Source organism: Paenibacillus sp. FSL P4-0184 (assembly GCF_038004625.1).
Classification (GTDB): domain Bacteria; phylum Bacillota; class Bacilli; order Paenibacillales; family Paenibacillaceae; genus Paenibacillus_AQ.
On the sequence record NZ_JBBORN010000002.1, the window covers coordinates 698,893 to 722,052 of the forward strand.

Consider the following 23,160-nt stretch of genomic DNA (forward strand, 5'->3'; position numbering starts at 1 on the left):
TCATATTTTCATTATGAGACATGTCAAACGAAGTTTCAACTGTTATTTTGAATATTTCAAAATAACTTTATAGATTGAATATCGCTTACACTTGTTATAGTGTTGATAATATAGGATTGGTCTATGCAGTTATCCATGATAATATATAATCGGTATTGTTATTATGGAGTATTGGGTGGGACGTGATGAAATGTACTCGATATTAGTTATTTTGCTTGTGCTCGTGTTGTCAGTTGCCGGATTCTTGGCCTACCAGAACAGCAAATTGGTATCTAATCAGAAAAAATTAGGGACTTTATCACGCAATCCTTCACTAATGTATTCTATCTTTGACCAATCTTGCGCTGCTAGCGTGGAAGATCCAGACGTAATACCTTTAGTTCAATACACAGTTTTTGTGGAGTCCAGCGGTCAGGCAGTTGTGAATAAGCCTTTAGCAATCATTAATCTATGTAGAGTAAGTGCGGGTAGAGGAAATCTAGTTCTCGCTGATGTCGAACGCAGTGTGCTGGAGCACATTAAATTGGCAGCCCCCTCAGATGCTTTCATTGAGCATAAAGCTTACTTACATAGGGCTGCTAACCATGCTGAAAAAGAGATGATCCTAAACTTAGAGGATGTAGTGAAATTACAATATACATAAGACAGAATGAAGAATATTGATTTTTTTGGCTGCAAGAAGGATAATACGAATTTGGATACAAGAAAAGAGGGAAATAGAGTGTCGCCCGGAACAGAAGTGAATTTTGAAGTAGTTGATCCAGAGAACGCTGATTTAAGAGAACTTATTACGTTTCTGGATGAAGAACTGAAGATGCGTTATCCGCATGAGACGATCTATGTTGTTGATTTCGAGGATCCCAAAGTAAAAGAAATGACTTTCGTAGTAGCCTACTTAAACGGAAAACCAGTGGGCTGTGGTGGGCTTCGTCCACTGGATTATCTCGGAATAGAGATCGTAACGATGGAGTTGAAGCGCTTTTATGTAGATTCTAGTTATCGTAAAATGGGCATAGCTACAAATATGCTGTTATTCCTTGAAGAACAAGCATTAGCGGCGGGGTTTAAGGAGATCCGATTGGAGACCGGAATTAAGCAGCCAGAAGCGATTGCGCTTTACGTCAAGCATGGCTACCAACCGATTGATTTATTTGGACCCTACATAGGTGATCCGGATAGTCTCTGTTACGGCAAAAACTTGGATGTCGATGTTCTATCGGAGTCCTCCTGATTAATAGGTGATTTCAAGATTAATATACATTTTTTATAATGGATAACATGGGGGTATTAAAATGAGTATCAACGTTAAACAACTAGCAGCTGAAAAAGCAGTGGAATATGTAGAAGATGGAATGAAGGTAGGTCTGGGTACGGGATCAACTGCCTACTGGGCAATCCGCAAGCTCGGTGAACGCGTCAGTGAAGGCTTGAAAATTACCGCAGTAGCTACTTCACGCGCTTCCGAAGAGCAAGCACGAGAGCTGGGAATTCCACTGGTAGCTTTTGGTGATATTGATAGTCTGGACTTAACCATTGACGGAGCGGACGAGCTAGACAGCAGTCTGCAACTAATTAAAGGCGGCGGCGGCGCTTTGCTTCGTGAGAAGATTGTAGCTAGTAATAGTACCCGAATGATTGTGATTGCCGATGAAGGTAAAGTTGTAAACACGCTAGGCAAATTTCCGTTGCCGGTGGAAATCGTTCCTTTCGCGTGGGAATGGACTGTGGCAGAGCTTGCCAAACTGGGTTGCCAGCCTGAATTGCGTCGCAGCGGAGAAGAGTTGTACAAGACGGATAATGGCAATTACATTGCGGACTGCCGATTTGAAGCGATAGAAGCTGCACCGAAGCTTGCACTGACCATCCAAAACATCCCGGGTGTTGTAGATCACGGCCTATTTATTGGGATTGCAGCGATGGCGATCGTAGGTAAACTTGATGGAACTATCGAAATTATTGAAGCTCAACCTAAGAATTGATTAACCGCAGACATAAAGAAACTTACCGTTCATGGCCGCTAAAAGGATTGACACGGGTAGTGCTAACTCTGTATAGTGCTACTGTTATCTATTGGATGTTTATCGGATTTGGACGTGAGGTACATACCGGAGGTCCTCTTCAGTATAATCTGGTTCCATTTCGCACGGTGTCACTTTATTTCAACTTGGATAACGGTTTATCACTTATCAATCGGCTAGTAAATCTGCTAGGAAATGTTGTAGTTTTTATTCCATTTGGTTTTCTTTCGCCAATAGTAAAGATACGTCCTGTTTCTTGGCTTAGAATCTCGCTATATGCTGTCCCTTGTATTCTGCTTTTGGAGTGCTTGCAAATGCTGCTGCATGTGGGAAGCTTCGATATTGATGATTTACTATTAAACATGCTGGGTGTGTGGACAGGCTACGGATTGTTTCGAGTGATTAGCTGTAAAAGGAACAAAGAAGGAGAAATGTGAAGAATGTTGATTGATCTTAAACCCCTCATTGGTACATCTGAGGTGAATGAGCTGCTGACCTATGCGGTCATAGATGATCCGAATGCTCTACAGCAGACTTCGTCTGAGTATAGCGAACAAGCCGGGCTAAAGTTATATGGCTGGGAAGAGGAAGAATTACTGCTTGGTCTTGTAGGTTTTGAAGAAACAGAAGATGGTTCCTTGGATATTCGGCATATTGCTGTATTGCCAGAGAACAGAGGAAAAGGCTATGCACGGGGGATGATTCTGGAGCTGCTTACTACGCGTCAGCCGCGTTATCTGGTAGCTGAAACAGAGGATGAGATTGCTGCAGATTTCTACCGTAGTCTTGGGTTCATGGTGTACAGCCTCGGCGAAAATGCAGCAGGCATTGAAACGCTGAGATGTGTTTATGAAGTAGAAGAGATCGAGGATGAGGAATAAACAGTTTTTAAAAGACATACAATGGCAGGTCGAGATGAAATCTCGGCCTGTTTTTTTGTTGGGTCACCTTAAATTGTTCCTTAGAATTGTAAAGTTGACTTTTGAAATAAATGGGATTATAGTTTGACAATGAAACTGTTCTACAGTTGAACTATATTTGGAGGTAGGAAGCTTTGGAAGATGAAGTTCAGCATTGGATTAACCGTTATATGGATGCTTATATGATGGTGACTCGACAAGTAGCCGCAAGAATTAAAGATAGCATTGCTGCAGATACAACGAATGATCAGTATCAAATTCTGCGTCTGATTAATGCTCAGGAACAATGTACATCTACATATCTAGCAGAAACTTTTTGCGTGGGTAAAAGCTCCATTACAGCAATAATCAACAGACTGGTGCAAGCGGGCATTATTGAGCGCACTCGTGACGAGAATGATCGTCGTCAGGTGTATTTATCGATGTCAGAGCATGGTAGAAGAGTATTTGAAGCAGCTGAGTCGCAAGTACATGAAGTAGTGGCCCCGTATTTGTTTCATTTTGAAAAGAAGGATATTGAGACGTTCATCATGATGTTTGAGAAACTGGCAAGTCTAATTCAGAATGATAATGGAGGGAAGAGCCAATGAAGACGATTCTAAAAGCAAGATGGGCGGTTATCGCAATCTGGCTCGCTGTAGCGGTGGTGCTAGTGATGACGGCCCCGTCTTTCTCTGATCTTGTCCGTGAGAAGGGGCAGGTTACCGTTCCAGAGGGATACCCTTCATCAAGAGCAGCAGAAATCATGAAGGAAGCGTCAAGTGACAAGGGAGGCGAATCACTCCATCAAGTAGCCCTTGTGTTCAATAACCCGAAGGGAATCGGAGCGGAAGAAACAGCAAGTATTCAACAAGGCGTTGAGAAGCTGGCTGCGAATAAGGAAGCTTTGCAGTTAGATTCCATCACCGATCCTTTTTCACAAAGTGAGCTTAAAGATACACTGATTGCCAAAGATGGCAAGACTATTATGGTGGCGTTGTCCGTAAAAGGTGAAGGAGAGGCTGTTACTGCGCTGCCAGATAAAGTGGATGAGATGCTCTCAGGTGTTAAAGCAGATCATTATTTGACCAGTGAAGGTCTGATTACAGAGGATATGATTGCAAGCTCAGAAGCAGGGCTAAAGAAGTCGGAGTATATTACAGTTGTCTTTATCCTACTTATTCTATTCGTCGTGTTTCGTTCGTTCGTAGCGCCTTTTGTACCGCTGCTGACCGTGGGTATCAGCTATATTGTATCCCAATCTGTCGTGGCTTTTTTGGTGGATCGTTATGATTTTCCTTTATCAACGTTTACTCAAATCTTTATGGTTGCGGTCATGTTCGGGATCGGTACGGATTATTGTATTCTGCTGATCAGTCGCTTTAAAGAAGAATTGATGACCGCAGAAAATACTAAAAGTGCAATCATTGCAACTTATCGAAAAGCTGGAGGAACGGTGTTCTATTCGGGCTTAGCGGTGTTTGTAGGTTTTGTAGCGATTGGGTTATCGAAATTTATTCTCTATCGTTCAGCAGTAGCTGTTGCAGTTGGTATTGCAGTTATGCTATTGGCACTTGTGACGATTGTTCCATTCTTTATGGCTGTTCTAGGCAAAAAGCTATTCTGGCCCTCCCGTGGCAAGCTGGAGCATAGTGAGAGCCGTATTTGGGGATGGGCAGGTTCTTTTTCTTTAAAAAGACCGTGGGCCGCACTTCTAATCGTTGCAGTAATCGTATCCCCATTCCTAGTCACCTATAGCGGTAAGCTGTCCTTTAACAGCTTGGAGGAAATTGGATCGGAATATGCTTCCGTTAAAGGCTTTAATATTATTTCGGAGAGCTTCGGACCAGGTGAATCGATGCCTGGCAAGATCGTTATCAAGAATGATGATCGTATGGACAATTCAGAATATCTGGGACTTGCGGAGAAAATTAGCCGCGAGCTGGAAAAAGTGGATAGTGTAAAATCGGTTCGGAGTATGTCACGTCCAACAGGTGAGTTGATTAGTGATTTCTTGATTCCGAATCAGGTGGGTACTCTTTCTGATGGACTGGACCAGAGTAACGAAGGTCTGACCAAGATTCAGACCGGCTTGTCTGAAGCTAGTAAACAGCTTAGCGATAATGCTCCTAAACTTACAGAGGCTGTTGCAGGGAGTGCTAAGCTGACAGAGGGCACAGCGGATCTCAAAGACGGAATTGTTGCTTTAGGTGCTGGGCTCACCCAGATTGAGAGCGGGATTAAGAGTGGCTCAGCGGGTGCAGGAGAGATCAAATCCGGTCTTCAGCAGGCAGCAACAAGTGCTAAACAGTTAGCAGATGCAAATGCGAAGTTACTTGAGGGCTATAAAAAAATCGGTGGGGGCTTAACCCAGCTGGATGAAGGACTCGGGCAGCTTCCGAAGCAGCTACAAGGTGTTGCAGAGGCATTAAAAGGACTGGACGGTTCCTTCGCTGGCCTAGAGAGCAGTTATCCGGAAATTGTTCAGGATGTAAATTATTTGACGATCAAAGGTACAGTAGCACAAAGTGGTACGGGTGCAGCGCAACTAGCAGCCGGACTTGGTCAGGTTTCAGAACAGCTTAAAGGTGCAGCTACTGGCTTAAATGAGGCGAATGCCGGTTATGCCAAAGCTGCGGCTGGGCAAACCGCGCTCGCGCAAGGTTTAGCTAAGCTTGTAGCTGGAATCGGTCAACTGCAATCTGGACTCGATCAGGCGGCAGCAGGTCAAGGACAGATCGTAGAAAAGATTCCATCTATCACAAGTGGTCTTGATCAATTGCAAGGCGGACAGAAGCAGCTTGCAGATGGTTTTGGTGAATTGACAGGTCAGATTGGAGCCTTAACCACTGGACTGAGCGATAGTGCTGATGGATTGAAGCAAATTACAAGCGGTCTGGGCTCGGCACAAGAATACTTGAATCAGATTCAAGCGGCTAAGGATGAAGAGCTGAGCGGATTCTTCGTACCGGCTGAGGCACTTAAAGCTGAAGGTATAAAGCAGGTATTTGACACGTACTTATCTGATGACCGTAAGGTGATGACATTGGACGTGGTATTCACCGAGAATCCTTACAGCTCAGAGGCTATAGATAGTGTGGGTGATATTCAAGCAGCAGTAGATCGTGCAGTTAAAGGCACGAAGCTTGAAAATGCTGAAACAGCTATTAGCGGGGTTACAAGTAGTCAAAGCGATTTGCGGAATATTTCCAATGAAGACTATACGCGTACAGTAATCTTGATGCTGAGCGGTATTTTCATCATATTAGTGTTGCTGCTTCGTTCAATCGTAATGCCGATTTACCTTATCATTTCACTTTTGATCACTTACTTTTCAGCGTTGGGCGTTACAGAGGCAATTTTCGTTAATCTTCTGCACTATGAAGGGATCACCTGGACGACGCCATTCTTTAGTTTTGTTATGCTGATTGCACTAGGTGTGGATTATAGCATTTTCTTAATGGCCCGGTTTAACGAAAATAAAACATGGGACGTAAAAGAAGCGATTCTACACGCTATGCGCAATATGGGTACAGTTATCCTTTCAGCTGTAGTTATTCTGGGTGGTACCTTCGCTTCGATGTATCCTTCTGGGGTATTGTCGATGATGCAGATTGCTACAGTGGTGCTCGTAGGATTGGCCTTGTATGCTTTAATCTTCCTGCCGTTCTTTGTCCCTGTAATGGTACGGATCTTCGGCCGAGGAACTTGGTGGCCATTTACGGTTAAACAGAGCGGAGAAGCTAACAAGCAGGATTTAAATATGTAACTGGGACTATACCCCATTTATGAATCAGAAGTCATAACAAGTTGTTTTTTTGCAGCCAGCCACCGATATATTTATCGGTGGCTGGCTTTTTATTTGAGTAGAATGAATCGCTTCGATGGGACATTATTAGCGGGGAGAACTACTAATCCGTTCAATTGTCATGGGTCTTTTATCCATTGTCGTCTGGTTCTTTAGGTTATTGTTATTATGTTTTCGGAAAATTATAATAACACTGGATTCGTTTTCAAAGTCTCCAAATTACAACTAGAAAGCGAGATGATGAATGATGAAAGTAAGCATGAAGAACAGCAGTATCGCAAAGAAGGTTGTTCCATTTGTTATTACAGCGGGGGTTATTGCCGGAGTAGGACTTATCGATACCGATAAAGCGTTAGGACACGGTTATGTATCCGAACCAGCAAGTCGTGCGAAGCTTGGTGCAGCGAATAATGTGGGTTCTGTACAATATGAGCCACAGAGTCTAGAGGCACCAAAGGGCTTCCCATTGGCGGGTCCTGCGGACGGGAAGATTGCATCTGCGGGTGGCATGTTCGGAGGAATTCTGGATCAACAATCAAGTGATCGCTGGATTAAGCACGATATGGTTGGCGGAGTCAATGACATCACTTGGTATCATACAGCACAACATAGAACAACAAAATGGCATTACTATATTACGAAAAAAGGTTGGAATCCTAATACGCCAATTAAACGATCCGATTTAGAGCTTATTGGAACTTTTGAAAATGGCGGTAAACAGCCTGAGCGTTCTGTGACGCACAAAGTGAATGTCCCAACTGACCGCAGTGGATACCATGTTATTTTGGCGGTGTGGGATATTGATGATACAGCGAATGCCTTCTACCAAGTCATTGATGTGAATCTAAAGAACGGTGAATCAGGACCTGGGGTACAACCAGACACGGAGAAGCCGTCAACAGTAACGGGGTTACACACTATGAGTGTAGAATCGAGCAGTGTAGATCTTATGTGGAATGCTGCAACAGATAACGTAGGCGTAGATCATTACATGATTTATCGCGGGGATAGCGTCGGTATAGCGAAACAAATCGGAACATCCTCAACAACGAGCTTTAAAGACATTACTGTAGAAGCAGGTAAAATTTATACATATTATATTGTTGCGGTGGATCGTGCAGGAAACACGTCAGGCTCAAGTAATATTATTGTTGTTAGCACACCAAACCCGGAAGTGGTTATACCTCCAGTGGAAACACCAGATACTGTGAAGCCTTCGATGGTTGAGGGGCTGCATACCATGTCAGTGAAGCACAATAGTGTTAATCTGATGTGGAACGCCGCCCAAGATAATGTAGGTGTTGATCATTATGTTGTGTATCGAGAGGGTGTTGAATTGACCCAAACTAAGGGAACTTCCTTTACGGATTTAACGGTGCAAGCTTCCACTACGTACAATTATCATGTGAGAGCTGTAGACGCTGCTGGTAATATTTCAGACAAGAGCTCTTTGTATACAGTCACAACCCTTGTGAAACCCGTATTACCAGATGTAGCAGCTTGGAATGCAACCGGGTTGTACATTGTAGGAACAAAAGTTGAATACAAGGGTAACGTTTATGAAGCTCGATTGACATTTAGAAGTTTCGGTGATACCAACTGGAATCCGGAGTCGGCATTATCGCTTTGGAAATTAGTGGCGAACTAATAACATCGTTTCCCCCCAATTTATTATAAAAAAACGGAGATCATTTCTGATAATCAGAAGTGATCTCCGTTTTTTGGGTAAGGAGTCGTCAAGTTTATTTCATCTTGGCAAAAAAGCTGCGCAACGCCCAACCGCGCTCCTGCCGTTTTTTATATTTAGGAAGTGAACGATAAACAGCGGTGGACTCTTCGAAAGCTCGTTTCGCATCCTCTGATCTGCCAAGCGCTTTATACATCGAGCCAGCCAGATAATACGCCTCAGAAGAAGAAGACTGGATTTCTTGATACTGAGTAACGTAATGTAATGCTTTATCATGATTCGTATGGCGGAAAGTTTCCGCTAACCAAAGATATGGCTGTCCATATCGAGCCTTACGGTTGATCTCCAGACCACGAAGCATTTGTGCTTCGCCTTCCTCCAAAGCGCCTAGCTTAAGATTCACATGTCCGAGTTCTACCCAATATTCAGCAGATTGTTCATAACGGTCCTCGATTTGCAGTAGGAGATCCTTCGCTTCCCTGTATTTTTTACGTTCTGTCAAACTCCGCGCTAAATCAAATTTGGATGAAACATCATTAGGATTTAAAGAAATGGTTGTTCGTAACTTGGAAATTTGACGCATTCTTTTGAAGGGCTTTGTAATGCTGGGGAAGATGCCCACATATCGCCGATCCAAGAAATACAAGATAAGAAGCAGGATGAATATAGCCAGAAAAGGGTTGCCCACTAATCTGAAGAGCAGTAAAACACCTATAAATTTAAGCATAACTTCCCTCCATAATCATTTGGTTCCGGTATTGCGATTGAAAAGAGTAGATCCAAGGCAGCGTAATTATAACATAATTCAAAGCAATCTGAATCCCAGGATTTAAAAATTATACAACTTTGAGCAGCTTAATAGCGTCTTAGTGTAAGATGAATAATAATTACAATAATATCATAAGAAGGGAAAAATAAGATGAACTTATTAGCAAGGAAGTTACAGCTGTTTAGTTTGGTTGTTTGTTCTACTTTTATGGCTGTTACGTCAGTCCCACAAGTGATAAGCGCGGATCCCTCATCCGCGAAGCTGAGTGGAATTAAGGAGATTGTTGCCACTTCTGGATTTTGGGGAGGGAGCTCCTTCGCACTGGGGACTGACGGAACCGTATGGTCTTGGGGGAGCAATGTTTTTGGACAATTTGCAAATGAAACTGCAGGTCCTGAAGGGTGGACGATTACTCCCCATCGCATAGCAGCGCTTGATCGTACGAAGCAGTTAGAGATCGGTGGAATTTATTATGTTGCGCTGAACGAAGACGGGACGGTTAAAGCTTGGGGAGATTACCGGGATAAGAATGCTATAGAAGTAGGCAATGGGGTAAGCACTAAACAGCACAAGGTGCTGCTTCCTCAGGTTATCTCTGGGATGACCGATGTAGTCAGTATAGCTTCAGGCATACACAATACCTTAGCTTTGAGAAAGGATGGAAGCGTACTCCAGTGGAATCCTCCAGAAATCACTGATGTAGGTTTTACAGAGTTGCCTGCTGCTACCAAGGTTCAGGGTTTAAGTGAGGTAATGTGGGTCGGTAACAGTGACTATCAGGCCGCAATTCGCACCAACGGTACTCTTTGGATTTGGAGCGCTAACCCGCAAATAGAGAATACAAAAGCGGTGAAGAAGCCGACCCCAGTCAAGGATTTATATCATGTGAAGTCCGTTTCTATGAACTGGAGGAGTATACTGGCGTTAACTGAGAATGGAAGTGTCTGGGCAACGGTTGACAGCAATAATTATAACGAAATCATGATGAAGAAGATGCCAGGTCTTACGGATATTGTATCTGTTCAGACGAAAAATGGGTTCAATCTTGTTGCCAATAAAAAAGGAGAATACTGGGTATGGGAAGCTGGCACTTTATTGCAAGGTCTGCAAAAGATCACAGTCATAAAGCCGATCTCCAAACTTACGCTGGATTTAGGTGGCTTTGTAGCTGTTAAAAAAGATGGCACCGCGTGGACTTGGAATACCCAATCATCAACCGACAGTAAATGGGTCTTTACTAAGCCTAAACAAATCAAAGGCTTGAGTAATCCGGTTTCTTTTGCCACGGGGGAAAATAGTAAATATGCAGTTTTGAAGGATGGAACAGCAGTAGCTTGGGGGACGAATATGTTTGGTCAACTTGGAATCAGCGCGCTTGATTCACGTCCTTTTACTGTATCTCCTATCTTGAAGCCTGTTACTGTAATCGTGGATGGGAAGAAGATCGACTCCGCACAGTCTGCTATATTCTTGGATGGAAGTGTAAGAGTACCGATCAGGGAAGTGGCGGAAAATCTGGGCTACACCCTCTCATGGGACGGAGATATGACGCTCTCGAAAGAAGGCAAGAAAATCATCTTTAAAGAGGGAGCCATTAAAGTAAGTTATGCATCACTTGTTCCAGCGGCAGCTTTGGCTAAGGCACTAGGTGTTACTGCAGAGTGGAATAGTAAACTGTACCAATTAACGATACAAACAAAAAGATGACTTTCATTTAACACTTATTTTAATATTCTGATGTACAATAAGTGAATTATCTCAATTGAACCATAATAACCAGTCTGGAGTGATAGGTATGGCTTTTACAATATGTGTGTTCGCCGGTTCGAATCCAGGTCTTAATTCAGAATATACAGAAATGGCTAGAGAGTTGGGTTATCATATAGCTGCACAAGGTTGTAGGCTGGTTTATGGAGGTTCAAGAAATGGCCTGATGGGACAGGTGGCAGACGGAGTGTTGGCAAATGGTGGTGAAGTCGTCGGTATCATGCCAGTGGATCTTTTTAAAGATGAAATCAGGCATTCTGGGCTAACGAATCTGATTGAGGTCTCTAGTATGCATGAACGAAAGGCCGTTATGAGCGGTATGGCTGATGCGTTTATTGCCCTGCCGGGTGGTCTCGGAACCTTTGATGAGTTATTTGAAATTCTATGCTGGATGCAGATTGGGATTCATCAGAAGCCTATAGGGCTGCTGAATATAAGAGGTTATTTTAATCCACTGTTAGCCATGATCACTCACAGTGTAAGTGAAGGGTTTGCTCCAAAAAATGCATTGAAAATGTTAGATATGAACTCTGATCCCGAATATTTGCTTGAACTGATGAGAGGTCAAGTTGATCATAGTAATAAAGGTTTTGGGAACCCTAGATTTCCATCACAGCGTTAGATTCTAGGCTTCCACTGCTATAGGGAGCAAATGAACGGTTTACAAAATAAGGACGCAAACACTTAACGGTGATTGCGTCCTTATTGTTATTTTTTTAAAAAATCATTCATTAATAGGGGGAAGGTTTATGATACAAAAATTAGGTTTTGCGATTGACGACCGTTTGTTAATTATTAATGCCGACGATTTTGGAATAACTAAAGGAACTAATGAAGCTATTGTTAACTTATTTGAAGAAAAAGCAATAACATCCACATCTATTATGATCCCTTGCCCAGACTCAAATGAAGCAATGGAGATTGTCAATAGTAAAGGGATAAAGAATATTGGAATTCATCTAACTTTAACAAGCGGCGAGAAACATCTGTATCAACCAGTATTCAAAGAAAGAAATTTAAATAGTTTAATTACGGCGGAAGGATATTTTCATCAAGATGCCACTCTTCTGGAAAGAAACGCTGCTGCTAATGAGGTTAAATTAGAGATGGAATCGCAGATCCAAAGTGCAATTTTACAAGGCATTGATCCAACTCATCTGGATAGTCATGGTGGAAGCATTATGGGGTTATTCACAGGGCGAGATTTTATAGAAATAACATTTGATTTATGTGAAAAGTACCAACTACCCTTTAATTTACCTAGTAGGATCTTAGACCAACCATTTTTTAATAATGATCAATTGAGATTGTTTCAAAAAAGAATTTCTTCAGCAAAAGAGAGGGGGATTTTATTAATCGATGATATAGTTTCTCTTCCATATTGTTTTAACCCCAATGCTGAGTACAGCAAAATGAAAAGGAGATTAACTGATCTATTAAAGAATCTAAAACCTGGAGTAACCCAGTTAACTATACATCCTTCTAAAAAAACAGAGCAGTTAATAGCGATAACGGAATGTTATACAGAAAGAGAATTGGAGTATCTTCTTCTAAATGATATTGAAATTAAGCAAGTGATTAATAATGAGCAAATTAAACTTATTTCGTGGAGTGACATTCGTGATTTACAAAGAGGTATTTAGCGCATTGCAAAAAAGGGATCATTTAAATTTGTTTAAACAGAAAGTCATAAAAGTGATTAAACTTTGGAGAAGCTGGGTAAGTAACCATATGCAATTAAGCGAAAATAGAAATTTCAGGAACGACACGGAAGGAGGTTAGAATTCAATGAATGTGATGGTACATAATCTTATGGCTTACAATCATCAGTTTTTTAGACCTCAGCCCGTGGTCAATCCTAAACAAGAGAGAGCTAATAAGAAGAAGCAGAGTTTTCAGGAAGTCTTGAATGAAAAAATGAAAGTGTATGGCACATACAAAAATATTAAGTAAGAGCTACTACATATGTCTGCTGAAAAAAGCCGGAACGCATTGATCCCAAGGGTCAGTGTGTTCCGGCTTTTTTTAGGGTCTAACCTCATAAAATTGGCAACTCTTACGAGCGTAATAAGTCAGATCGCTAACCCTCGACTGAATAACTACATCAGAATCGGTGAAGCGGACAACAGTGGCCCCTGAATTCACCAAATGATCGTCCTGAAATACACGAACAGGTAGTTTGCGGTCAACGGCTTCTTGGAAATCGCTGTCTGTTAGCAGCGGGCGGTTAATTGGCATAAGTATTTAACTCCTTTTGATCATTTAATGAAGTTAGAAATAAAAATAGTATACCTGTGGAAGCATGAGAAATCCAATATAAATGAAGCTGACGAACATTCTATGAGCAGCACATTTGGACAAAATTCTATACGCCCATCTCAGACATAACATAGTTATGAATGTATTAAGGGGGTTTAGATATGCATTGGCTTTCCATCATCATTATTGGGTTGGCTTCAAATTTGGATAACTTAGGAATAGGCGTTTCCTTTGGCGCTAGGTCCACAAGAATTACACCATTTTCTAATCTGATTATTGCTGTTCTGTCGATGCTGGCTACATATATCTCAATAACTTCAGGTGAGTATGTGTCAGAATATTTTTCTGAAGCGAATGGAAATGCCATTGGAGGGTGCTTGATTCTGTTTATGGGAATCTGGAGTATTAGAGCTGTGCATAAAAAAACAACTTCAAATGTAAGCATGGATATAGAGAGCAACGTCGTGAGCACATCTTCTACAGATACTGGCTATCGTCATGTTTTAAAATGGCAAGAATCGATTTGGCTTGGTGTGGCGCTAGCTATCAATTGTATTGCAACAGGCTTTGGAGCAGGGATCAGCGGCGTGAACGCAACATTCACAGCGATCTCAGTGGGTGCCTTTTCGTTTATCACTGTTACTGCCGGAATGAAAATCGGGAATCGAATGTCCAAAACCTGGCTAGGTAAACATTCTGATCTTATCGGTGGATTGTTATTAGTAGGCATAGGTCTGTATGAAATATTTATTTAAGGAAGGTCAATGATACGAAGTAAATGTTTAAGACCACATTCAATTGAATGTGGTTTGTTAGCAACGATTTTTGAACGCTTGCTGGAAAATCTAACGAAAACAATCACAAACCGTTAATCGTGGAACTCATATCGACGGCATTGTAGATACAGTTAGCTGCAGCGGTACATTCGTAGTCTCTTAACAATGTCCTACCCTATCACCCGGTTTTTGGATATACTTGGTATATTAATATATTGGAGGTCAGACATTGAAAAAGAAAATTATCGAAACTTTAGGGCATAATGCTACCGATGACAGCGCGCAAGCTATAGAGCTGGAGAAGAGGCATGAATAGAAAAACACTTTATTTGATGCTCCTAGTCATATCTTTATCAGCATGTTCTTCAAATGTGCAGAATACACCACCGGAACCCACAAAATCACCCGAAGAAGTCAATAAAGCATTATCCGGTCTGATTGAGGAGAGGGATGAGTTTGGAGAATTCTCAGTCTATTATGCACAAACAACCATTGATAACATAGACAAGAATGATTTTTACGTTTATTTCATAAAAAACGAAGAAGGTATTGTCTCAAATCTTCATTATGTGGTTGATTATATAGGTAATCGTCAGATTGACACAAAGTGGATTAAGATTAGAGCAGATGAGGAAGTTTTTGAAGTTACTAATAATGCGGGAATTCTAATAAAGAAATCATTTTCTTATAGTACTGTACGTGAAGTTTATGAAGATACTGTTTATCTTAATGATTTAAAGATGATAAAGGCGATGGCTAATGCCGAGAAAACAATTGTGCGATTGACAGGATTGGGTTTATACCAGGAAGACATAGTACTGAGTAAACGTCAGAAACAGGCCATGCTAAACGTTCTCAGAGCCTATAAAAACGCTGGTGGGGAAAACAAATTTTATGGTAATGAACTTTGAGTCCTCTTATGAGGGCTTTTTTTAATTGAATCAGAAGTATTTCCACCACAAATCGGAAGTTTGCCTCCTCAAAAAAAGAATATAAACCCTGTACACTAAATCTTGTAAGAGAAACCTTAGAAAGGGGTACAGGGGAATGAATAAAGTAAAACACTTGGCGCTTTCGTTAGTCGCTATCATGCTTGTAGGTTCACTGGCAGCATGCGGAGGTAACAACGCCGAGAATAATGCATCAAGTAAAAATACAGGTAACAACGCAGCAAGCACAAGTGAACCTACAAAAGATGAGGGTACTGAGCCTGCTGAGAAAATCGAACTTTCTTTCTGGACACTCGGAAACGTGAACTATGAGGATCTAGCGAAAGAGTACACGAAGGAACATCCAAACGTTACGATCAAGGTTCAAAATACCGGTGACCAAACGGCTCACCATAATAATTTGACCACTGCTTTATCGGCGGGGTCGGGCGCACCAGATATTTTCCAACTTGAAATCGGTTTCATGGAGCGTTTTATCAATGCACAGGATAAATTCTATAACCTGAATGATCTCGGAGCCAAAGATATTCAAGCGAACTATCTGGATTGGAAATGGAAACAAGCCTCTTCCGTAGATGGAAGCTTCCAGCTGGGTCTTCCTACAGATATCGGTCCAACGGTTGTGTATTACAGAACAGATTTGGCTGAAGAAGCGGGATTACCAAGTGACTCCGAAGGATTTGGCGCAGCGATTGATACTTGGGACAAGTTCGCAGCTGTAGCCAAAGCTTTCAAGGAAAAGACAGGCAAACCGTTTGTAGACCTTACTGATCTTACATTTAACGCATTACGTGACCAATCTGCGGATGAAATCTATTTCAGCAAAGCGGATGGCAGCTTTATCGGAGACACTAATCCGCAAGTTCGCAAAGCTTATGATTTCACAGTTAAAGGTATCCAAGAAGGCTGGATCAGCAATGTGATGCTCTGGTCTCCTGAATGGGGACAAGGGATGAACGACGGATCATTTGCAGTGGTTATGGGACCTGCTTGGATGGCAGGGAATGTTAAGAGTAATGCTCCAGACTCCACTGGCAAATGGAAAATCGCGCAGCTTCCAGAAGGTGCTGGTAACTGGGGTGGTTCGTTCTTGACACTCCCTAAAGAAGGTAAGCATTCTAAAGAAGCTTATGACTTTATCGCATGGATGGATAACAAGGATAATCAACTGGAATCATTCAAAACAAAAGGTTTGATGCCTTCCATTCCAGCACTGTACGAAGATCCGGCATTCGTAGATTTCAAAGATGAATTCTTCGGTGGACAACAAACAGCTGTTGAATTTGGTAAAGCTGCTAATCGAGTAAAACCTGTATACTACGGTCCTCTTCATGACCAAACCGATACCTTCTTCAAAAATGCACTGAAAAATGTGCTGGAGAAAAAGGCTGATCCGGCTAAAGAGTGGGATGAAGCTGTAAAACAAGCGAAAACACTGGCTGAACGCAGTTAAGACTTCTAATAAAAGCACTCTATTTTTAGAAGGTCCGGATTCATGGAGAACGGTATTCTCTATGAATTCGGATTTATCTCACATAAACGCTTAGCGTCCTTATAGAGACGTCAAAGACGTTTTTGCTTAATACGTTAGATTACCTGGAGGTGTGACATGGCTGAGCCTGTTATTTCGAGTCCGCATGCCGAGAGCAAGCGTCCGTTTTTAACTGAACAAAGAAGGAGCCGCATCACTGCTTATACTTTCATTTCTCCTTTTTTTATTCTGTTCTCGATATTTGGACTATATCCGATCTTTTTTACGATCTACCTTTCATTCTTTAAATGGGATGCCTTGAATCCTATGAAATTCGTAGGAATGAAAAATTATGAATTGGTCACAAGCGACCCTACCTTTTGGATTTCTTTTAGCAACACCTTAATTATGGGACTGCTCGGAACTGTTCCACAGATCCTATTGGCGCTTTTGATTGCCGTATTGTTGAATTCGGGGATGACTCGTTTCAAGAAAACATTCCGCGTTCTCTTTTTCATGCCCAATATTACGTCTATCGTTGCGGTTACCCTAGTGTTTAGTACGCTGTTTGGGAACAACGGGATGATCAACTGGATGCTCAGTGGTTTAGGGCTTGATAGTGTGGCCTTCAACTCTGGCTGGTGGGGGGTCAAAATCGCGATCTCAACCATGGTGATGTGGCGCTGGACAGGGTATAATGCCATTATTTTCCTATCAGGACTTCAAAGTATTCCAACGGATTTGTATGAAGCAGCCCGTATTGATGGAGCGAACAGAAGGCAACAATTAACCTTCATTACATTGCCATTACTGAAACCGTTCATCGTATTTGTCACTTTGCTCTCGACTATAGGCGCCCTGCAGCTGTTCACTGAGCCTTATGTATTCTTAGGACAATCAGGAACGGGATCTACACGCCAGGAAGGCATCACTATGGTTACCTATTTGTATAGCGAGGCATTCCGCAATGGATTCTTCGGTACGGCGGCGGCTACGGCAGTCCTGCTGTTTGTGGTTACGATTATATTTTCTGTCCTTAATATGCTGGTTTCAAGCCGCATGGGTGGAGATACAGGAGGGGGTAAAGCGTGAGTACTGTGCGTCTATTAAAAAAAGATCCGGATGATCTTGGGATTTTCGGCAAAGTAGGATTTTATCTCATTCTGATTCTTGGTGCACTCGTGTCCATCTTTCCTTTTTACTGGATGTTTGTAGTTGGCACAAATGATAGGGGCGCAGTATTCCATGTACCCCCTTTGCTTACGGTTGGGAACCAGTTTTTTGATAATTTCCAGCGGGTTCTGGATAAAACGGATTTCTTCCAAGCCCTTGGAAACTCATTATTCGTCTCGTCTATGGTAACCATATCGGTCGTATTTTTCTGTACACTTGCTGGTTATGCTTTTGCTAAATATGAATTCCCGTTTAAAAATATTCTGTTTTACTTTGTTATTGCCACTCTATTTGTACCCCAGCAGCTTGGTGTGTTACCTACTTATGTAATTATGGCCAAGCTCCACTGGATCGACTCTTTCAAGGCGCTGATTGTTCCGGCTATGGTTAATGCCTTTGGGATCTTTTGGATGCGGCAGTATATCTCTACAGCTGTACATACGGAACTGATCGAAGCTGGACGGATTGATGGCGGAGGACATTTCCGGATCTTCTGGAACATCGCCATTCCAGTTATCACTCCAGCTATGGCAACTCTAGGCATACTGAATTTTATGACCGTATGGAATGACTTCTTCTGGCCTTTGGTCGTGTTAAAGAACCAAGAACATTTTACAATACAAATCGCGCTCCAGCAGTTATTCTCCAATCGCGACGGTCTGGATTATGGAATGATCATGTCAGCTACGTTTACGGCGACCTTGCCACTGCTGATCGTCTTCCTGTTATTTAGCCGTTGGGTAATTGCAGGACTAACCTCAGGAGCTATTAAGAGCTGATTTTACTTTTAACATTTACAAGGGAATGGGCGGTTTCGTGAAGAATACTAGAGGACAGAGACAGCAGGGGGAAGGGGAATACCATGAAGCTCCGCCGTAAAATCTTGTTCGCTATTATTCTTCTCGTCTTTATTCCAGTGATTCTGATGGGGATTGTTACTTACGTTAACTTCTCTAACGCTATGGAGAAAAAATCAAGTAACTTTTACTGGGTTTCACTGCTCGAAACGGATCGAAAGCTCAAATTCGCCCTTAGTGAGATCTCCTCGATCTCAAATTCTGCGATCACACAACCGGTTATTCAACAATCGCTCAAGCAGACTAACTTTGTGCTCACCTATGATCGCAAGCAGGAACTCAACAACTTACTCATCAATCATCCGATGATTACTTCATTTAGTTTATATAGTAAAGATCGGTTGCTTTATCAATACAATGCGCCGATGTCCTTTGAGGAGATGAAGAAGCAAAGCTGGTTTCATACTATGGAAAGTGCTGAGGGGCGCCCTGTATGGTCAGGACCTGGTGAGAACGGTTCGGCGTTATCGGGCCATCCGGTACTTGTGCAAGCCAGAGTAATCAAAGATTATTATTCTCTTGAAGATATAGGCTATTTGGTCGTTAATGTTAAGCCTGATTTACTGGATCAGATTTTCTGGGAAGCAGCAACTCTTAAGAAGGGTGATATTCTGCTGGTGAACAAGCTGGGGAATATCGTTTTTAACAAATCCGGTGAACATATTGGGCAGCGCACGGAGTTCCCTTTTTTAGAAAATGATTATGCCAAGGAACAAAACTATTACATCGACAACTATCAGGGGGAAAAATCACTCATAACCTTCCTTCCTTCACATAATAAAGACTGGTATTTGGCAGCGATTACACCGATGAATCTAATCTCTTCGGAATCTATATCTATTCGTAATATTGCGATTATTTTGAGTACGGTTTCATTGTTATCCGCCATTTTGTTTGACCGATATTTTGTTAGAAGGCTCGTTTATAGCATTAACAGCGCGGTCAACGGGATGAAACGGGTGAAGCAGGGGATTTTTACACCTATCACTACACGTTATCGTGCGGATGATGAAAGTGATTTTCTGATTGATGGCTTTAACCGGATGAGCACACAGATCAACGAATTGATTGTGCAAGTGCAGACGGAGCAGGGTCGCAAAAAGGAAGCGGAAATGAAGGCATTAATGGCACAGATTAATCCTCATTTTATTTATAATTCACTAGAATCGATTAATTCGATGGCCGTGCTGCAAGGTAATAAAGATATTAGTAAAATGGTCATTTCACTCGGCAAGCTGCTGCGAATCAGTATTAGTCAGAATCAAGAGCTGATACGGCTGCAAATGGAGTTTGAACATGTTCGCCATTATCTGGATATTCAGAAGTTCCGTTTCGAGGATAAATTTTCGTATATTATAAATCTTCCTGAGGGTCTTAGAACGTTTATGACTCAAAAGCTGATTGTTCAGCCCATTGTAGAGAATGCATTGTACCATGCGATTGAGCCGATGGAGGACCCTGGAATCATCGAAATCACAGCCTATGAAATGGGTACGGATATGATCATTATCGTAAAAGATAACGGTCCGGGCTTCGACTTAGCTAAGATGATGAATCTATGGGATAACGAGGGGGGCGGCCAGAAGAAATATAGTGATAGTGGTGTAGGACTTAAGAATGTTCATGAGCGCCTGAATATCAGATTCGGCAGTCCATATGGCTTACTTGTGTGTTCATCCCCTGGATTTGGTTCAACGATTCGAATCCGAATACCAAAAATACTGCCATAATCGATCATACAGAGGAAAAGGGGGGAGATTGACATGAAGTGGTTATTGAAGTGGGGCTGGATGTGGATATATCTAGTGCTGATATCTGGCGCTGTTCTATTTATTACTTTAGGAGATCACGAACCGATTGAAGATAATTCACCAGAAAAAATAACGCTGACTTTCCGTCACTTCTGGATCAAAGAGCATGATCGGCCACTGCTGGCTATCTTTGAAGAGATCGTGGATAAATACCAAATTGCGCATCCGAATGTGAAAGTCAATTTTGAAGGACTAGACCAGACGATACACCGTGAACAAAAGCTGAAAAGCGAGATGGTTACTGGCACGCCACCAGATATGTTTGTCTTATTTGGTGGAGCTGAAATAGAACCGTACGTGCGCTCCAATCGGCTGGTTGATCTGACTGATTTCGTCCGAGAGAACGGTCTAACCAATCAATTCAAGGATCTGCATCTATGGACCTTTGACAACCATATTTATGGATTGCCCATCGAAGGAAACGCTGAACCACTGTATTTCAATAAGACTATTTTCAACAAGCTTGGTCTCGGGGCGCCTACAACGCTTCAAGAACTCGATGATGTCATACTGGGGCTCAAGGCTGGAGGATACATTCCGTTTGCACTCGGTAACGAGGATCGCTGGCCTGCCGGGATCTTTGCACATTATTTAATGGATCGTTATGCTGGCTCCGAAGTGTTCCAAAAGCTAATCACAGGTGAAGATCAAGCGAGCTTTCAGAATGAGTCCTATTTAAAGGCTTTTGAGCATTTGGATCAATGGATAAAAGAAGGTGCCTTTAGTCCCCAGTCTAATGATCTCTCAACTGAAAATGCAGTCGGTTTGTTTACAAGCGGCAAGGCTGCGATGTATTTAAACGGGAACTGGGATATCAATTTATTTTCTGGTAGTGCGGCTCCAGCTGATTTTCAGAATGAGGTAGGCGTTATTCCATTTCCTGCCTTGAAGCAAGGAGAGGAGCCTTCGATTGCGGGGGGATATACCATCGGCATCGGTCTTTCCTCCGAACTAAATGGAGCTAAACGGGAAGCCGCTTTGGATCTTATGAAGGCTTTTTACACGCAGGAAGTTCAGACCCGAATTGTATATGAAGGACTGAGAATTCCATCCATTCGTATTGCTTTTGATCCGGAGAAGACCGGTCCGGTATTCGCGCAAGTGATGGAAATGATGGAAGTGAACCGCAAGAGCTTTGTGCCTTACGATAACGTATTATCACCTGAAGTTAAGAAAATGTTCCTAAGTGTCATCGAAAAAATGATTAACGAAGAAATGTCTGCAGATCACGCTTTAAAGCTAGTGCAGGCATCATCGATGGAATACTGGAATCTGATCCAAAACTCAAGTGTTCAATAAGCATGGAGGTGCTGGAATGGATGAGATAGAAGAGAAATATAAAGTACTGCTCGTAGATGATGAGCCGATAATTCTTCGTAGTCTAAAAGTAGCTATTCCATGGGATGATCTCCAGATGGAAATTGTGGGAGAGGCTCGAAATGGAGAACTAGCCCTCCGCTTAATAGAAGAAACTACACCGCATATTATAATCAGCGATATCCGTATGCCTGTGATTGACGGAATCACTTTGATGAAGGAAGTATTACCAAAGAATTCTAAGCTGGTATTTATCTTTATTAGTGGTTATGGGGAGTTCGAATATGCGAGAGAAGCATTGCGTCAAGGAGCCTTTGATTATTTGCTGAAACCCATCGACCATGACGAACTGGTTGAAATGCTATACCGAGCGAAAACGAGGCTGGATGAGCAAAAAGAAAACGATCAGATGATGCATTCCGTTCAGATGCTGTCGATGCTAGCTCGTGAACGGATGTTTGCTGAAATTACTTTGGGAAATGCAAGGCCGCTTGAACATCTGAAATGGCTGGAGAACAGTGAACTTGAGAGTGGATATTTCATGGCTGTTGTCCAATTGGATGATTATTCTGTGCTTACTGGGCAGTGGAGTGTGGAAGAAAAGCGGCTGTGGCTGTTTGCGATCCGTAATATTGTTGAAGAGTGGTCGCTGGAACATGGAGTACTTACAGTCTTTCCTTTTCATAACGGGGAGTGGATATTGCTCTTTCCTGGATCTTTAAGCGCGAGCAGAAGAGAACTAGGTGAACATTTAATTACAGGGATCAAAAGATACTCCAAGCTAAGCTGCTCTGTAGGAATCAGCCGCTGTACACAAGGGATTGATCAATTAAGTACGGTGTATCCATTGGCTGCGAAGGCTTTGTATCAACGTTTCTATTATGGTCTTGCCGGGGTGTATATAGATGAGGAAACAACCTTTGCAGGCAATACAGAAGTGAAATATCCAAAAGAGCTGGAGACCTCGTTGATAGAGAGTATTCGTACCTTGAATAGAAACCAAATGTCATCATTGTTTGATAAGTTGGCATTATATATTGAAGCTCAAGCTATTCCTAAAGAGATAGCAGAACGTCTTCTCGTGGAAATGGTTGTTGTGTTATACAGACATTTTGAACATTTGAATCTAAATTCGGATTGGTCTCTACATGGGTTACTAAGTAAGCTGCACCATTTGGTTACCTTGAGTGAAATGATGTCTGCGTTGAAGGAAGAATTTGGGGAGCGATTGGATCAAGGTAGTAAACCTGTGAATCGGGAAGACACACGCAGTTCCATCGAGAAGACAAAACGTTATATCGAGAGTAATTATTATAAAGACTTAAGTATTGAAGAAGTATCGGAGCTTGCCGATCTTAGTGTCAGTCATTTTTGTACTTTATTTAAACAAATAACAGGCTATACCTTCTTGGAGTATGTGACTCACTGTCGAATGGAGAAGGCGAAGGAAATATTGCAAAGTAGTAATGTGAAGGTATATCAGATCGCTCCACTAGTTGGTTATCAGGATCCACGATATTTTACTCAAGTCTTTAAAAAAGCTAGCGGTCAGACGCCTACGGAATATCGTGAAGAGCATACGAGGCAGGTTAATTAAC

At 42.1% G+C, this 23,160-nt stretch carries 22 protein-coding genes; 20 read left to right on the forward strand and 2 right to left on the reverse strand.

Annotated features, from left to right (window positions below):
* The first annotated feature begins 190 nt into the window (after positions 1-190).
* From MKY52_RS24850 to MKY52_RS24885, 8 genes are all read left to right on the forward strand, one after another.
* Complete coding sequence (locus tag MKY52_RS24850) at positions 191-643, forward strand: hypothetical protein (protein WP_143759423.1); 453 nt, start codon at positions 191-193, stop codon at positions 641-643.
* 78 nt (positions 644-721) lie between these two features.
* Positions 722-1,231, forward strand: coding sequence for a GNAT family N-acetyltransferase (locus MKY52_RS24855; protein WP_341054183.1), 510 nt, complete (start codon positions 722-724; stop codon positions 1,229-1,231).
* 67 nt (positions 1,232-1,298) lie between these two features.
* A complete protein-coding gene (gene rpiA, locus MKY52_RS24860; RefSeq protein WP_143764014.1) occupies positions 1,299-1,979 on the forward strand; it encodes a ribose-5-phosphate isomerase RpiA in 681 nt (226 codons plus the stop codon).
* On the forward strand, positions 1,976-2,455 hold the full coding sequence (locus MKY52_RS24865; protein WP_341054186.1) for a VanZ family protein: 480 nt from the start codon (positions 1,976-1,978) through the stop codon (positions 2,453-2,455). The genes rpiA and MKY52_RS24865 overlap by 4 nt, the downstream gene beginning before the upstream one ends.
* Before the next feature lie 3 nt (positions 2,456-2,458).
* Positions 2,459-2,899, forward strand: a complete 441-nt coding sequence (locus tag MKY52_RS24870) for a GNAT family N-acetyltransferase (RefSeq protein WP_341054190.1) — start codon at positions 2,459-2,461, stop codon at positions 2,897-2,899.
* Positions 2,900-3,072: 173 nt separating this feature from the next.
* Positions 3,073-3,528, forward strand: a complete 456-nt coding sequence (locus MKY52_RS24875; RefSeq protein WP_341054192.1) for a MarR family winged helix-turn-helix transcriptional regulator — start codon at positions 3,073-3,075, stop codon at positions 3,526-3,528.
* Entirely contained in the window at positions 3,525-6,686 is a 3,162-nt protein-coding gene (locus MKY52_RS24880) for an MMPL family transporter (protein ID WP_341054196.1), read from the forward strand. Before MKY52_RS24875 ends, MKY52_RS24880 begins: the two co-directional genes overlap by 4 nt.
* A 283-nt stretch (positions 6,687-6,969) precedes the next feature.
* On the forward strand, positions 6,970-8,373 hold the full coding sequence (locus tag MKY52_RS24885; RefSeq protein ID WP_341054198.1) for a lytic polysaccharide monooxygenase: 1,404 nt from the start codon (positions 6,970-6,972) through the stop codon (positions 8,371-8,373).
* A gap of 94 nt (positions 8,374-8,467) precedes the next feature.
* Here MKY52_RS24885 and MKY52_RS24890 read toward each other — a convergent pair whose 3' ends face one another.
* A complete protein-coding gene (locus MKY52_RS24890; protein ID WP_042187471.1) occupies positions 8,468-9,139 on the reverse strand; it encodes a tetratricopeptide repeat protein in 672 nt (223 codons plus the stop codon).
* A 192-nt stretch (positions 9,140-9,331) separates the two neighbouring features.
* On the opposite strand from MKY52_RS24890, the gene MKY52_RS24895 reads away from it, so the two are divergent.
* From MKY52_RS24895 to MKY52_RS24910, 4 genes are all read left to right on the forward strand, one after another.
* Positions 9,332-10,888 carry a stalk domain-containing protein gene (locus MKY52_RS24895; protein ID WP_341054200.1) on the forward strand — a complete coding sequence of 519 codons (1,557 nt, stop codon included), beginning with the start codon at positions 9,332-9,334 and terminating at the stop codon, positions 10,886-10,888.
* 88 nt (positions 10,889-10,976) lie between these two features.
* Positions 10,977-11,570 carry an LOG family protein gene (locus MKY52_RS24900; protein WP_341054202.1) on the forward strand — a complete coding sequence of 198 codons (594 nt, stop codon included), beginning with the start codon at positions 10,977-10,979 and terminating at the stop codon, positions 11,568-11,570.
* Positions 11,571-11,697: 127 nt separating this feature from the next.
* The gene (locus MKY52_RS24905; protein ID WP_341054205.1) at positions 11,698-12,591 is read left to right on the forward strand and encodes a polysaccharide deacetylase family protein; all 894 of its coding nucleotides are present in this window, start codon (positions 11,698-11,700) and stop codon (positions 12,589-12,591) included.
* A 145-nt stretch (positions 12,592-12,736) separates the two neighbouring features.
* Positions 12,737-12,901 carry a hypothetical protein gene (locus MKY52_RS24910; RefSeq protein WP_179085705.1) on the forward strand — a complete coding sequence of 55 codons (165 nt, stop codon included), beginning with the start codon at positions 12,737-12,739 and terminating at the stop codon, positions 12,899-12,901.
* Positions 12,902-12,973: 72 nt separating this feature from the next.
* On the opposite strand, the gene MKY52_RS24915 is transcribed toward MKY52_RS24910, so the two are convergent.
* Positions 12,974-13,186: a hypothetical protein gene (locus tag MKY52_RS24915; RefSeq protein WP_042187476.1), complete on the reverse strand. Its 213-nt coding sequence runs from the start codon at positions 13,184-13,186 to the stop codon at positions 12,974-12,976.
* A gap of 182 nt (positions 13,187-13,368) precedes the next feature.
* Here MKY52_RS24915 and MKY52_RS24920 point away from each other — a divergent pair, with 182 nt between their 5' ends.
* From MKY52_RS24920 to MKY52_RS24955, 8 genes are all read left to right on the forward strand, one after another.
* Positions 13,369-13,962, forward strand: a complete 594-nt coding sequence (locus tag MKY52_RS24920; protein ID WP_341054207.1) for a manganese efflux pump — start codon at positions 13,369-13,371, stop codon at positions 13,960-13,962.
* 329 nt (positions 13,963-14,291) lie between these two features.
* Positions 14,292-14,894: a hypothetical protein gene (locus tag MKY52_RS24925; RefSeq protein ID WP_341054209.1), complete on the forward strand. Its 603-nt coding sequence runs from the start codon at positions 14,292-14,294 to the stop codon at positions 14,892-14,894.
* A 136-nt stretch (positions 14,895-15,030) separates the two neighbouring features.
* Complete coding sequence (locus MKY52_RS24930; RefSeq protein ID WP_341054210.1) at positions 15,031-16,386, forward strand: ABC transporter substrate-binding protein; 1,356 nt, start codon at positions 15,031-15,033, stop codon at positions 16,384-16,386.
* A 156-nt stretch (positions 16,387-16,542) separates the two neighbouring features.
* The gene (locus tag MKY52_RS24935) at positions 16,543-17,496 is read left to right on the forward strand and encodes a carbohydrate ABC transporter permease (protein WP_042187483.1); all 954 of its coding nucleotides are present in this window, start codon (positions 16,543-16,545) and stop codon (positions 17,494-17,496) included.
* The gene (locus MKY52_RS24940) at positions 17,493-18,356 is read left to right on the forward strand and encodes a carbohydrate ABC transporter permease (RefSeq protein WP_094868591.1); all 864 of its coding nucleotides are present in this window, start codon (positions 17,493-17,495) and stop codon (positions 18,354-18,356) included. Before MKY52_RS24935 ends, MKY52_RS24940 begins: the two co-directional genes overlap by 4 nt.
* Positions 18,357-18,439: 83 nt before the next feature.
* Positions 18,440-20,164, forward strand: a complete 1,725-nt coding sequence (locus MKY52_RS24945; protein ID WP_341054212.1) for a cache domain-containing sensor histidine kinase — start codon at positions 18,440-18,442, stop codon at positions 20,162-20,164.
* Positions 20,165-20,197: 33 nt separating this feature from the next.
* Positions 20,198-21,544 (forward strand): ABC transporter substrate-binding protein, encoded by a 1,347-nt coding sequence (locus MKY52_RS24950; RefSeq protein WP_341054213.1) that lies wholly within the window; start codon positions 20,198-20,200, stop codon positions 21,542-21,544.
* 16 nt (positions 21,545-21,560) lie between these two features.
* Positions 21,561-23,159 (forward strand): response regulator, encoded by a 1,599-nt coding sequence (locus tag MKY52_RS24955; protein ID WP_341054215.1) that lies wholly within the window; start codon positions 21,561-21,563, stop codon positions 23,157-23,159.
* Position 23,160: the final 1 nt, after the last annotated feature.

Excerpts from the sequence above, each read along its gene's own strand:
- MKY52_RS24850 (WP_143759423.1), top strand. The coding sequence starts at position 191 with ATGTACTCGATATTAGTTATTTTGCTTGTGCTCGTGTTGTCAGTTGCC.
- MKY52_RS24900 (WP_341054202.1), top strand. The coding sequence starts at position 10,977 with ATGGCTTTTACAATATGTGTGTTCGCCGGTTCGAATCCAGGTCTTAAT.
- MKY52_RS24930 (WP_341054210.1), top strand. The coding sequence starts at position 15,031 with ATGAATAAAGTAAAACACTTGGCGCTTTCGTTAGTCGCTATCATGCTT.
- MKY52_RS24925 (WP_341054209.1), top strand. The coding sequence starts at position 14,292 with ATGAATAGAAAAACACTTTATTTGATGCTCCTAGTCATATCTTTATCA.
- MKY52_RS24885 (WP_341054198.1), top strand. The coding sequence starts at position 6,970 with ATGATGAAAGTAAGCATGAAGAACAGCAGTATCGCAAAGAAGGTTGTT.
- MKY52_RS24910 (WP_179085705.1), top strand. The coding sequence starts at position 12,737 with ATGAATGTGATGGTACATAATCTTATGGCTTACAATCATCAGTTTTTT.
- MKY52_RS24870 (WP_341054190.1), top strand. The coding sequence starts at position 2,459 with ATGTTGATTGATCTTAAACCCCTCATTGGTACATCTGAGGTGAATGAG.
- MKY52_RS24935 (WP_042187483.1), top strand. The coding sequence starts at position 16,543 with ATGGCTGAGCCTGTTATTTCGAGTCCGCATGCCGAGAGCAAGCGTCCG.
- MKY52_RS24955 (WP_341054215.1), top strand. The coding sequence starts at position 21,561 with ATGGATGAGATAGAAGAGAAATATAAAGTACTGCTCGTAGATGATGAG.
- MKY52_RS24915 (WP_042187476.1), bottom strand. The coding sequence starts at position 13,186 with ATGCCAATTAACCGCCCGCTGCTAACAGACAGCGATTTCCAAGAAGCC.
- MKY52_RS24920 (WP_341054207.1), top strand. The coding sequence starts at position 13,369 with ATGCATTGGCTTTCCATCATCATTATTGGGTTGGCTTCAAATTTGGAT.
- MKY52_RS24950 (WP_341054213.1), top strand. The coding sequence starts at position 20,198 with ATGAAGTGGTTATTGAAGTGGGGCTGGATGTGGATATATCTAGTGCTG.
- MKY52_RS24905 (WP_341054205.1), top strand. The coding sequence starts at position 11,698 with ATGATACAAAAATTAGGTTTTGCGATTGACGACCGTTTGTTAATTATT.
- MKY52_RS24890 (WP_042187471.1), bottom strand. The coding sequence starts at position 9,139 with ATGCTTAAATTTATAGGTGTTTTACTGCTCTTCAGATTAGTGGGCAAC.
- MKY52_RS24895 (WP_341054200.1), top strand. The coding sequence starts at position 9,332 with ATGAACTTATTAGCAAGGAAGTTACAGCTGTTTAGTTTGGTTGTTTGT.
- MKY52_RS24945 (WP_341054212.1), top strand. The coding sequence starts at position 18,440 with ATGAAGCTCCGCCGTAAAATCTTGTTCGCTATTATTCTTCTCGTCTTT.
- MKY52_RS24880 (WP_341054196.1), top strand. The coding sequence starts at position 3,525 with ATGAAGACGATTCTAAAAGCAAGATGGGCGGTTATCGCAATCTGGCTC.